Source organism: Hanstruepera flava (assembly GCF_023634025.1).
In the GTDB taxonomy this organism is placed as follows: Bacteria; Bacteroidota; Bacteroidia; order Flavobacteriales; family Flavobacteriaceae; genus Hanstruepera; species Hanstruepera flava.
On the sequence record NZ_JALJCW010000002.1, the window covers coordinates 248,683 to 261,425 of the forward strand.

Below are 12,743 nucleotides of genomic sequence, written 5' to 3' on the forward strand. Positions count from 1 at the left end.
TTTTTAAAACGAGAACTTTTATTATTGTATGATAAAACGTATGCGATATGACCTCTTATGAATGGTTTAGGTGGTTTACATTCCCACTTATGACGGTGCATTTAAAAACTGTACGGCATGATATCCAGAAGCTTGTAGGTTTAAAACAATCTCCTGAAAGGACACTTTCTATATTGGATGTAGGGGGTAGGAAGTCACCTTATACCATAGGTGTGCCTGCTGCTATTACGTTATTGGATGTGCCCCAAGAAACAGGAGTTAAAGCTGATTTACATTTGGGTTTTACCCAAAAGATATTGTCTGATATCCAAATAAAACGTAGCAATATAAGTGATTTGGTTATTCAAGACATGACACAATCTACCTTGCCTGATGCGAGTTATGATGCCGTTGTATCAATTGAAGTTATAGAGCATGTTCCCGAGGATGATTTGTTTGTAAAACATATATCTAGGGTCATTAAACCTGGGGGTTGGGTTTATTTAACGACGCCAAATGGCGACTTTATTAAGAATGAGGGGCCAGACAAGAACCCAGACCACATTCGACATTATACTAAAGTGGAATTAGAGCAATTATTGGCACGTTATTTTGATGAGGTGTCTGTACATTATGCTGTTAAAACAGGCCGTTTTCGGGTTTGGAGTTTAAAAAGTTTAAAAACTAAAAACCCCATACATATTCTGAAGACCCTTTTAGGTACATTTATTAACACCTATGAGTCTAAAGGTTTAGAAAACAAACCTAAAGGGACAGCTCATTTGGTGGCTGTTGCTCATAAAAAAACAGTGATTTAATAAGTTTATGATGTCTATAAAAACACTTTTACTATCTATAAAAAGAATCATCAAAGGAGAGCACAAACGATATATTCCCGTTAACCTTTGCGGGACATCTTTGCAGGTGCTGCCGGGAACTTGCAGAGCAAATCCAGATCAAGATGATGCTTGGTGGTTTTATTTATCTAAACATCATCATGTTATTTTTGATATAGGATGTAACATAGGTTATACGGCCTTGATAGGTTTGATTCATGATCCCAATAAAAAAATGATTTTGGTAGATCCCAATCCCAAAGCCTTGCAGAAAGCGGCTTTAAATATCATTAATAACGGTATAGGGAATAAGGTTTATTATCAAGCAGCTTTTGTTGGTAATACGGTTGACGATACGGTTCGTTTCTATACAATTGGTGCAGGTGCAGCAGGGAGCATGTATCCTACTCACGCAAAAACAGCGGCTTCTATGAATGCATTTATGGATGTTAAAACCATAACATTAGATCATCTTTTTATCTTCTATGACATGAAACCTGATTTGGTAAAAATTGATGTTGAAGGTGCAGAAACACAGGTTATGGAAGGCGCTAAAGTATTAGCAAAGGATACCCAGTGTACTTTTTTTATTGAAATGCATACCGTTGAAAATTTGGGTATGGAAGCAGCTGCTGCCTTTATGTTAGATTGGTGTGCGCAAATGGATTATAAGGCTTGGTATCTTAAAACGGGATCGCTTTTAACCAGTGCTGCTATTATAAAAGATCGTGGAAAGTGTCATTTGTTACTATTACCAGAAAATAAGTCTTATCCAAATTACTTAAAAGGAATAACGCAGAATGCACCATTACCTAACTCTATATAATGCCCTTTGCCTTTTTAAAATATCTACAACCCACGCACTATTTTAGATTAGTGTCCCATTCTGGCTTAAGTATTTTTCCCAAGCCAGAATATTTTTCGGACTTAGAATTAGAGGTTTTGTCGCCAGATACTAATTATGACTCTGAATTAGCTAGTTATTATGATCTATCTTGGCAGGCCATTCAAGCAGGTTATATCGGTGATGTGTCAAGGTATCAACATTTTGAGTCAGTTTCGGTAATGGACAATTATCGTTTTATTCGTAAAAACTTTCATAAAGCTTGGGTATGGTATGTTTTGGTATTACGTGTGTGTAGTTTGTATAATCCATTTAAGGAATTCAGGGCCTTTTTTCTGACCCGTTCAGTAAATCGTCAACAGTCTATAAAACATCCTATAAAGCTAAAGGATTATAATACATTCCAATCAGCACTAATAGCAACACAGCCTTTAGTGAGTATTGTAATACCGACGCTTAATAGGTATGCCTTTTTGCAGGATATTCTTAAAGATTTAGAAAAGCAGACTTATACCCATTTTGAAGTCCTAATTGTTGATCAATCGGATGTGTTTCAACCCGATTTTTATAAATCCTATAATTTAGATATTCAATTGATTCGCCAAGAGGAAAAAGCCTTATGGCTGGCACGAAACACAGCTATTAAACAGGCTAAAGGCGATTTAATTGCCCTTTCGGAAGATGATGTACGTGTGAGGTCTAATTGGCTGGAGACCCATTTAAAATGTTTAGATTTTTTTAAAGCTGAAGTATCTGCAGGCGTATTTTATCCTGAAGGCAAAGATATTCCAAAAGATCGCTCATTTTTTGCAATAGCCACCCAATTTGCTACGGGAAATGCGTTATTGTATAAATCTGTCTTTAAGAAGGTGGGATTGTTTGATAGGCAATTTGAAAAACAGCGTATGGGCGATGGTGAATTTGGTTTACGCGTGTATTTGGCAGGGCTAAAAAGTGTTTCTAATCCGCTAGCCTCTTGTCTAGATGTAAAAGCAAGTACGGGAGGGTTGCGTGAGATGGGCAGTTGGGATGCTTTTAGACCTTCAAAATATTTTGCTCCACGCCCCATTCCGAGTGTGTTGTATTACTTTAGACGCTATTATGGGAGTGCGGCAGCACGATGGGCCTTATTACGCACCATACCAATATCTATATTTCCCTATCAGTTTAAAAAGAATAAGGCATTGATGGTTGTTGGATTGTTAATTACGTTATTGTTATTTCCGATTGTTTGTTTTCAGGTTTTAAAGTCATGGCACTTGGCTAGTATTAAATTGAAAATAGGTCCATTGATTGAGGAGTTTGAGTGAGGGGGTAAAGACGAAGATGAAGACTAAGATGAAGTCGAAATTGAATAAAGACTGTATAATATAGCATGAATTACATTAAAAAAACGAAACCTTAAGCGAAAACGCTCTTGAATAAAAAGATACTCATAATCACTTCCGAATTCCCTCCCTTACCAGGTGGGATAGGCAACCATGCTTATCATTTAGCCTTACAGTTTAATAAACTAGGGTATTTGGTGCAGGTAATTACCGACCAGCGTAGCGAAGGAACTGCAGATTTTGATTTTGATAGAACCTTGCCGTTTAAGGTGAGCCGAATTACCTTAAAGCGTATTAGAGGGTTAATGTATTTAAATCGTATTCTGATAACGATACGAGCCTGCAAGCATTCAGATTATGTGATAGCGAGCGGTAAATTTTCATTATGGAATGTGGCCTTTAGTTCACTGTTTTTTAAACGACAAACACTAGCTGTTTTGCATGGTAGTGAAGTAAATTTAAAAAAGCCCGTGTTACGCAAGATGACGAATAGTGCGTTAAATCAATTCGATACCCTTGTGGCCGTGTCGCAGTACACCAAACAACTTGTAGCTCATTTAGGGCGACCAATAGAAGTCATTCCCAATGGAATAGATGTAACAACCTGGCTAGATACTGTACCTCCTTTAGCCTTAACAGGAAGCCCTGTATTGACGACTGTAGGTCGGGTAAGTGCTAGAAAAGGTCAGCTAGAAGTTATAAAGCAAATACCCGAATTACTAGAGACGTTTCCAGAATTACACTATCATTGTATTGGCTTGCCTACGGAGGCAGTTGCTTGTAAACGTATGGCTCTTAATTTAGGTGTTTCCGAGCATGTGACCTTTCATGGTGCGCTGTCTACTAATACCTTAAAACAAGCACTTGCTGCTACAGATATTTTTGTCATGTTGAGTACCGAAAGCAAAACCGGTGATGTGGAAGGATTTGGTATTGCGATATTAGAAGCTAATGCCTTGGGTATTCCAGCTATTGGCGCAAAAGGTTGCGGCATAGAAGATGCTATTTCTGATGGTGTTACAGGATTTCTAATCGATGGAGATAACATTGCTCATTTTGCAACAAGTATAAAGCAATTGCAGCAAAATTATAAATATTTTTCACAGCATGCCAAGACTTGGGCTATCAAGCATGACTGGTCACAGATAATAAAACAATACGAAGCTGTATTAACATGCGCACATTAACGATTATATCGCACACCGAGCATTATCAAAGAAAAGATGGCCGCGTCGTTGGTTTAGGAGCCACGGTTATGGAGATTAATCATTTGCTAGATATTTTCGATACCATTTATCATGTGGCCATGTTGCATAAGGGGGTTGCTCCAGACAATTGTTTGGAATATGTTTCCAAACGTATTGTATTTGTACCCATCCCACCAGTAGGAGGAAAGACTTGGATAGATAAAGGTGCTATGTTATGGCGCATGCCACGGATTTTAAATCGGGTTCGAAAAACCCTTAAACAGACCGATTATTTTCAGTTTCGAGCTCCAACAGGTATTGGTGTTTTTATAGTGCCTTATCTTATATTTTTACATAAAGGTAAAGGTTGGTTTAAATATGCTGGTAATTGGTCGGCTAAGCAAAGTCCTTTGGCTTACAGGTTTCAAAACTTTCTTTTGAAGCGACAAAGGCGACTAGTTACCATGAATGGACGTTGGCCTGAACAGCCAAAACATTGTATTAGTTTTGAAAACCCATGTTTAACAGCTGACGAGGTTATTGAGGGAGAAATTTTAATTAATCAAAAATATTTTGAGCCCGGCCATATAAACTTTTGTTTTGTAGGTAGATTAGAGCCTCAAAAAGGTCTAGATATATTATTGGAGGCCTTGAGCGGATTGAGCGAGAGTGATAAAACCAAAATACAAGTTGTTCATATTGTAGGTGGTGGCTCACAGTTGGAAGCTTATAAACGTAGAGCTCAAAATTTAACAATAAATATTCGCTTTCATGGCGTTTTGTCCAGAACTGCTGTGCATGACATCTACAAAACATCTCATGTTTTAATTTTACCCTCACATTCTGAAGGGTTTCCTAAAGTTGTTGCTGAAGCTCTTAACTACGGATGTCTACCAATGGTTTCCAATATTCCTGCGATTGGTGATTATGTGATTGCTGGTGAATCTGGGTTTTTGTTTGACCGTTTGGAACCCGATTATGTGTCAAAACAAATAAGGCAACTTCTGGCTGTGAACCAGATTTCATTTTCAAAAATGATTAAGTCTGGTCATAATGTAAGCAGAGTATTTACCTACAATCAATATAATCGGAATTTGTTCAAATATATTTTAAACTGATTTTCTTTATTAGAATCTTGCAATTGTAGTAATTAAACTTTATGTGTAATATTGCTGTTCTTCAAAAAAAAATTATATTTTTAACATCAATAAATTCAATATCATATAGTTAATGCCATTAAAGAAATTACATTGGATATTTAAACGTCATCCGTTTCTCTATCTAACTAGATTTAGGCTTTTATCTAAAAATTCAGATATTGAAGATATTGGATCCTATGATTACAATCAATTAAACAAAGAAGAGGACATCCCTGATTACTTTTTTGAGATTAACCAAGAAATTTTTAAAGAAGGAAAACCTAAAACAGACTTTCTAGTAGTAAAACGGATTACACTATGGTTGCGTGACCATATCAAGGGTGGTCCTGGTTTAAGTGAACCTTCGGAAAAGGCCCTTAAGACCATGTTGGCTGGTAAAGGGGGCGTATGTAGTGATATGTCTCAAATTTTCAACAATTTCTGTGTGATTAATCAAATAAAAGTACGTGAGTGGGGTACAACTACTGCTCCCTTTAATCGTAATTATGGTGGGCATTCCTTTAATGAGTTTTACAGTTATGAGTGGGGCAAATGGATATTGATAGATCCATCGTGGAATTTATTATTTTATAACGGCACTAATGTACCTTTATCTGTGATAGAGGTTTACCAACATTTAAGACAAGATGTTCCTATTCGATATGACAGTTTTAATCCGAATCGTGAATTGGTTATCAAAAATGTCTATAAGAATTACTTAAACCCCAGTATAACCCCTTTTTTAGTTTGTGACTATAGTAATAAGACCTATGATACTTTTTTAGAACGTACTCGTCCATTCTTACCTGTTTTTATGACTCATTTTGCAATTTATTTGTTGAACAAAAGTTATCATTATAGATTCCCATTAGATGATTATAATAAGATTTTTTCATAAGAATATTATTGAATTGATTTATTCTGACGCTTTTTAATTTTGTGGTATCTTGCGAGTATAAATATAAGTTTAAGATACTTTGAAAACCAATATAACATATATTTCAGCCATAGTTTTTCATGTGGCTATTGGTCTTCTTATTTATTTTAATGAAACTTTGTCCAAAGTTTACTTTTTTGTTGCATTATGTTATTTTGGATATCGTATCATAGCTTCAGCTGAACAGAATAAAACTTATGAAGTGTTGAAAGCCTGTGCCTATTTTGTTGGAGCAGAAGTGTTTTTTAGAACAACACGTGGAGCCATATCCTATGAGGCTGGTAAATATTTGGTGATTGTATTTATGATGATGGGGATGTTCTATAAAGGACTCTCTGGTAAAGGCTATCCCTACTTTATGTACTTGATGTTCTTAATACCTTCCATTTTTGTGGCTTCTACAACTTTAAGTTTTGATGCCAACTTTCGGACTAATATTGCCTTTGTTTTAAGTGGGCCGGTTTGTTTGGGTTTAGCAGCCCTATTTTGTTATGACAAGCGAGTTAGTTTTGCACAACTTTCTCAAATTTTGTATTTTATGGTTCTGCCCATCATAGCTCATACAGTCTATATCTATTTTTATACTCCAGATTTAAAAGATGTACTCTCTAGCGCGGTCTCCAATAGAGCTGCCGCAGGAGGTTTTGGAGCTAACCAAGTAGCTGCAATATTGGGTCTAGGAATGTTTATTATGGCCATTCGATTGTTTACTAAATCTCCCCACATAGGTTTGAAGGTATTAAATGCTAGTATTTTAGGGTTGATTGCATTTCGTGCCATTACTACTTTAAGCAGAGGCGGTGTTATTACAGCTATATTAGCCATTTTAGTGTTTTTATATTATTATTATATACAAACATCTTCCAGAAGGCGTAATGAAATATTTGCTGTTTTTGGTTTGTTATGTATTAGTCTTGCCATGACCTGGTTCGTGAGTATCAATCAAACTGGTGGATTAGTGAATTTACGTTATGCAAATAAAGATCATTTAGGTCGTGAAAAGAAAGATATTACTACTGGGCGGGCTGAATTATTTGAAGAAGAATTGGAAGGATTTATTTCCAACCCTTTTTTTGGGATTGGTTCTAGTCGTGCCAAAGACCAACGTATAGAAATTGAAGGGCAAGGAGTAACCTCTCACAGCGAATTTAGCCGTACTTTAGCCGAACATGGTATTTTTGGGGTCATGATTCTCATGATATTAATTTTTAAACCGTTAGATTTACGTTTTCAAAACAAACAAAACTATTATTTTTATGCCTTTATGGCTTTTTGGTTTTTAACCATTAACCATATGTCCATGCGGTTAGCTATGCCCGCTTTTATATATGCACTAGCTTTATTACGTGTCACACATGATAAACGTCCTATACATAGGAAACAAATTAAATCATAAGCAAACTAATACTACCTCAATAGACATATTAGGGCCACTTTTAGAGTCTGAAGGGTTTAAATTGTATTATGCCTCTACTGTACACAATAAATTTTTTAGGTTATTAGACATGGTTTTTAAGACTATTCGATACGCTTATAAGATTGATGTCGTTCTTATAGATACTTATAGTACTCAAAATTTTTATTATGCTTTTGCAGTTTCTCAAGTTTGTAAATTATTAAACCTTAAATATATTCCTATTTTGAGAGGGGGTAATTTGGAAAGACGCTTGAAATTTTCTCCTAGATTGTGCCAGGCAATATTCACAAAAGCGAAGGTTATGGTTGCTCCTTCGGTGTATATACGTGATTTGTTTCAACGGTTTGACTATCTTGACGTAGTTTATGTTCCAAATAGTATTCCTATTCAACAATATCGATTTCAACCCAAAACAGTTGATACTGTTAAGTTACTTTGGGTACGCGCCTTTTCAACTATATACAATCCTCAATTAGCGGTCAGCCTTCTCAAGGTTTTACGTGAAGACGGTCTGGATGCAAGCCTTTGCATGGTTGGACCCGATAGCGACGGGAGTTTTAAGAAGGTAGAGCAATTAGTCAACGATTTACAAGTACCAGTGCGACTTACCGGTAAATTGTCCAAAACAGAATGGACCAATTTAGCTACTGATTACAACGTGTTTGTAAATACCACCAATTTTGATAATATGCCCGTAAGTGTTATAGAAGCTATGGCTCTTGGTCTGCCAATTGTATCAACCAACGTGGGAGGGATGCCCTATTTGATTGACGATGGTAAAGACGGTTTACTTGTACCTCCCAATGATGCTAAGGCTATGGCTAACGCTATTAAACGTATTATGAATAACCCTGAAACTACAAAAACTATGACGTTTAATGCTAGAAAAAAAGCTGAACGGTTTGCTTGGGAAGTTGTGAAACACCAGTGGTTTGAGGTGTTACGTTAATAACCGTTAAACTTGTCATTGTGATGCTGATATGTATTGTCAGTAGTGGTAATCTCTTTTTAAGATTGGTTAAGTTTGAATTAGTAATACTTTACTACAGTCAAACTCCCTTTCTTTACAACTGCTGCGCTTATGTAAAATCATACCTTTCTTATCAAACTCCCCTTTCTTTGTCTTCGTCCACTACGACAAATTCATTCCCCTCTTCAGGCGAAGAGGGGAGCTGTGCTTGTTATAATTATTTAACCAATGGGCTTCTCCCTTTAGATAAAGGGAGGTGTCAAAAAGAAGGGCTTTTTGACGGAGTGTTTGATTATAATGCTAATCGAAGTATAACAATCTTACTTCACTTGTTTGGAGATGCTGAAACAAGTTCAGCATGACAAGGAGATTAGCTGCGCTGAACCTAAAGGTTTCTTCACTTCGCTGCGCTTGTTCTGAAATCGAAGATTCGACGTAGTCAATGACATGGAGATTCTTCGTTTCACTTCGTTTACTAAATAAAACAGGCCTATGTCATTCAGAGGGAGGAACGACCGAAGAATCTTTAAAGGTTCTAAATACTTTCATTCAAAAATTCCCAATTCGAATTAAAGGCATCAATTAATTGTTCTTTTTTGATTCTGCTATAACCTTTTATTTGTTTTTCGCGTTCAATGGCTGTTTCAATATTATTAAAATGTTCATAGTATATGAGGAAAAAGCATTTGTATTTAGTTGTAAAAGCTTTAGAAAAAGGTAATGGGTTTTTGTGGTGATGTATACGTTCTTTAAGATTATTTGTAACACCTGTGTATAGTACTGTTTTACTTTTGTTTGTTAACATGTAAACATAATAATTGTGTGTACCTATAGTTTTCATTAAACTAAATGTAATGAATTTTTGAGATTCTTCGTTTCACTTCGTTTACTCTGAATGACAGGGAGATTCTTCGTTTCACTTCGTTCACTCTGAATGACAAATGACTGATGATAGGGAGATTAGCTGCGCTGAACCTAAAGGTTTCTTCACATCGCTGCGCTCGTTCTGAATGACATGGAGATTCTTCACATCGCTTTACACGTTCTGAAATCGAAGATTCGACGTAGTCAATAACATGCTGATTGTCATTCAGAGGGAGGAACGACCGAAGAATCTTTTAAAGTTTAACAAAATTTAGCATAAGGGATTCTTCACTTCGCTCTGAATGACAATAATAAAGGCATTGCAATGCTGGCATTTATCGTCAGTAGTGGTAAATACAAAGGACTTACGAATACCTCTTTATAAAAACAATAATATGTGAGTAATCTCTTTAGAGTTTAGCCTAGAATTAAAATCTACTAAACTAAAAGTTCAAGAAAGAGGGTCAAAATCCCGATAAGACCTTTGTGGAACTATAATCGAACTAATGGAATGCTTGTGGTACTTTAGAACAATATCTAATCATCAGTACATACTTTTAAAATAATTACCAAAGCTTAACCTTGCTTTATACGGTATACTTTTTATCTTTACCTTAACATTTTATTAACGAAATGGGGAAGCAAACCGTACATTTTAATATTTCTGAACGTAAGATTTTATTGCGTTTAATGGATGTGATTAGTGTCTTGCTGGTATTGTGCTTTATAAGTGTAAAATTTAATTTCGATTACTTTACCATAAGTGCAGAAAATTGGAGTTGGGTTTTGGTACTGGCACTTTACATTAGTGCGTTTGGTACTGTTTTTGAACTCTATGATTTACAAAAAGCCAGTAGACTGGATGCCGTGTTGGCCAATATTGTGCTTACAGCATCGGTAACCGTGTTGTTTTATTTACTAACACCATATTTTACACCTTTTTTACCCGACAATCGTTTGCAAATTCTTTACTTTTATTTAGCTATTATAGTAGCGTTAATGCTTTGGCGCTTCTTATATGTAAAGTTTATAACTTCGCCCAGATTTTATAAAAAGGTATTGATAGTAGGTGAGATTTCTAATATCGAAACCATTGTCGAGGCCTTTAAAAACTCGGATCCCAATTATAAAATAATTGGATTTATTAATTGTGAAGCCAAAAAGGAAAATGATATTGTTTATAAGGGCATCTCGGAATATCAACCAGATGCTATCCATCAGGTAATCCAAGAGGAAAACATCTCTGAGATTGTTGTGGCTAGTTATAATGCGGAAACGATTACTTCGGAAATTTATTTAGATTTAATAGCCTTACTGGAACGTGGTTTTCCCATTAAGGAATACACCCAGGTATATGAGGATATTACCTATAGGGTTCCAGTACAGTTTGTTGGTAAGGATTTTTACAAGTATTTTCCATTTAGTAGAAGCAATCAAAATAAACTGTATTTGTTTTTTCACAGATTGTTCGATTTAGTTATTGCATGTATTGGTGTAGTATGTGCTTTAATCTTGATGCCTTTTATTATAATGGGGAATGTAGTGGCTAATCGTGGCCCTCTATTTTATTCACAAGAACGGGTGGGAAAGAATGGCGAAGTGTTTAAAATTGTTAAGTTTCGTACCATGATTGTAAATGCCGAAAAGGAAGGTGCGGTTTGGGCCACAAAACATGATAAACGGGTTACTGCTTTTGGACGGTTTTTAAGACGTTCACGATTAGATGAGATGCCACAGTTTTTTAATATTTTAAAAGGTGATATGAGTTTAATAGGACCAAGGCCAGAACGCCCTTATTTTGTTCAGGAGCTATCTAAAGTCATTCCGTTTTATGAAACGAGACATATTATAAAACCTGGACTTACGGGTTGGGCTCAAGTTAAAGTGCGTTATGGTTCTACTGTTGAGGATAGCCTATTAAAGCTACAATACGATCTGTATTATATTAAGCACCGTAGTTTCTTTTTAGATGCTAATGTTATTATAAAAACCTTGAGCACTATGATATTTTTTAGGGGACAGTAGTTTTTTTAATTAAGAATTAAGAATTACTATAACCTTTTTACAACCTTTTCTTTAAAGCATATATCACATACACATACCGAATGGCTAATGCTAATAACAACGGTATAAGTACTGGAGCAAAAACTTGTATGCCAACAGTCCAATGAAAGGCCATTAAGGCTAGCATAATAAGCAAAAACTTTAAGAATTTGATACCCCATAGCTTTGGTTGTTTTTTAAGTAATTGTATACCCAAAATAATATTGAGCGGAAATGCCCAAAGTAAATTATAGTTTTGAGCTGTAGCCGTATGATCAGTAGCAAACCATAATAGTAAAAGCAACAAACCAATAACGCCTGTTAATGCAGAAATAGTAAAATCTAACCATCGGCTTTGTTTTCCTTTAATAAAATCGAAATAAGTTATAATAACTATAAACAGCCCAATAGCACCTAATATAAAACCCGGACTAATAAAAAATGACGATTTGTTGGAGTTGATATCCTGTTTGGTATACAAGGTTTTGTCTTGCTTGACCAGTTTTTTGTTACCATTTCCCAAAGTAGCCGTGTTAAAAAACGTATGTATGTACTCTGGTAAAAACATATGCTCTTCGGCAGTGGCGGTTTGATCAATTACAGAACCTAATGCTAGGTCTATACCCATGCTGCCCCAAGAATTGGTTTTCAAATTATCCTGAATAAGTGTGCGAAATGTTTGCGGTTGAAATACTTCTGGTTCATGAAAAACTATAGGTTCACCAATAGCTGTTTGTAAAACATCTCTAATTTTAGTCGCACAGTTGTTATAGAAAAAGTCGTAAAGGTAACGCCTGTTTTCGGGTTTGTAATTCTCAAGTAGATAGTCAAAAAGCACTTGTTTTTGCTCAGAATCTAAATCTAATTCTTGAGATAGAACAGTTCTGTCTTGACGTTTGTACATGAGCATAAAATCGTCAAAATAGTTAACACCAATAAGATAATGTAATTTGCCCTGCGCAAATTTGGTATAGAAATTAGGGGTATCAAAATCATAAACACCATAATTAAATACCATATCAATGTTTTGGGAGTGATCTTGAATATGAAATGCCGAATGCCCAAAAGCATCATTTAAATTTGAGCCTGGACCAATAGTTAAAACACGAATGGAAGCTTCTGGTGATAATTGTTGCGCAAATAGGTTGTGAACACTTAAAAAAACTAAAAATATAAGTATGCGCAAGCTCATGGTAAGG

At 35.6% G+C, this 12,743-nt stretch carries 11 protein-coding genes; 9 read left to right on the forward strand and 2 right to left on the reverse strand.

All coding sequences use genetic code 11. From position 1 onward, the window contains the following. Nucleotides 1-47 precede the first annotated feature (47 nt). The 8 genes from MTX13_RS08640 to MTX13_RS08675 all read left to right on the forward strand — a co-directional run bounded on the left by MTX13_RS08640 (nt 48) and on the right by MTX13_RS08675 (nt 8,616). Nucleotides 48-797 carry a class I SAM-dependent methyltransferase gene (locus MTX13_RS08640; protein WP_250434170.1) on the forward strand — a complete coding sequence of 250 codons (750 nt, stop codon included), beginning with the start codon at nt 48-50 and terminating at the stop codon, nt 795-797. Nucleotides 798-804: 7 nt separating this feature from the next. Then, nucleotides 805-1,641 (forward strand): FkbM family methyltransferase, encoded by an 837-nt coding sequence (locus tag MTX13_RS08645; RefSeq protein ID WP_250434171.1) that lies wholly within the window; start codon nt 805-807, stop codon nt 1,639-1,641. After that, nucleotides 1,641-2,969 (forward strand): glycosyltransferase family 2 protein, encoded by a 1,329-nt coding sequence (locus MTX13_RS08650; protein ID WP_250434172.1) that lies wholly within the window; start codon nt 1,641-1,643, stop codon nt 2,967-2,969. Before MTX13_RS08645 ends, MTX13_RS08650 begins: the two co-directional genes overlap by 1 nt. Nucleotides 2,970-3,076: 107 nt before the next feature. Further along, complete coding sequence (locus MTX13_RS08655; RefSeq protein WP_250434173.1) at nt 3,077-4,174, forward strand: glycosyltransferase family 4 protein; 1,098 nt, start codon at nt 3,077-3,079, stop codon at nt 4,172-4,174. Beyond that, on the forward strand, nt 4,162-5,292 hold the full coding sequence (locus tag MTX13_RS08660) for a glycosyltransferase (RefSeq protein WP_250434174.1): 1,131 nt from the start codon (nt 4,162-4,164) through the stop codon (nt 5,290-5,292). Before MTX13_RS08655 ends, MTX13_RS08660 begins: the two co-directional genes overlap by 13 nt. Before the next feature lie 112 nt (nt 5,293-5,404). Then, nucleotides 5,405-6,211, forward strand: coding sequence for a transglutaminase-like domain-containing protein (locus MTX13_RS08665; RefSeq protein ID WP_250434175.1), 807 nt, complete (start codon nt 5,405-5,407; stop codon nt 6,209-6,211). A 79-nt stretch (nt 6,212-6,290) separates the two neighbouring features. Continuing rightward, nucleotides 6,291-7,646 (forward strand): O-antigen ligase family protein, encoded by a 1,356-nt coding sequence (locus MTX13_RS08670; protein WP_250434176.1) that lies wholly within the window; start codon nt 6,291-6,293, stop codon nt 7,644-7,646. After that, entirely contained in the window at nt 7,606-8,616 is a 1,011-nt protein-coding gene (locus MTX13_RS08675; RefSeq protein ID WP_250434177.1) for a glycosyltransferase family 4 protein, read from the forward strand. Before MTX13_RS08670 ends, MTX13_RS08675 begins: the two co-directional genes overlap by 41 nt. Before the next feature lie 556 nt (nt 8,617-9,172). Here the strand turns inward: MTX13_RS08675 and MTX13_RS08680 are convergent. Then, a complete protein-coding gene (locus MTX13_RS08680; RefSeq protein ID WP_250434178.1) occupies nt 9,173-9,478 on the reverse strand; it encodes a GIY-YIG nuclease family protein in 306 nt (101 codons plus the stop codon). A gap of 656 nt (nt 9,479-10,134) precedes the next feature. On the opposite strand from MTX13_RS08680, the gene MTX13_RS08685 reads away from it, so the two are divergent. Then, nucleotides 10,135-11,526, forward strand: coding sequence for a sugar transferase (locus MTX13_RS08685; protein ID WP_250434179.1), 1,392 nt, complete (start codon nt 10,135-10,137; stop codon nt 11,524-11,526). 37 nt (nt 11,527-11,563) lie between these two features. Here MTX13_RS08685 and MTX13_RS08690 read toward each other — a convergent pair whose 3' ends face one another. Continuing rightward, nucleotides 11,564-12,736, reverse strand: coding sequence for a lipoprotein N-acyltransferase Lnb domain-containing protein (locus MTX13_RS08690; protein WP_250434180.1), 1,173 nt, complete (start codon nt 12,734-12,736; stop codon nt 11,564-11,566). Nucleotides 12,737-12,743: the final 7 nt, after the last annotated feature.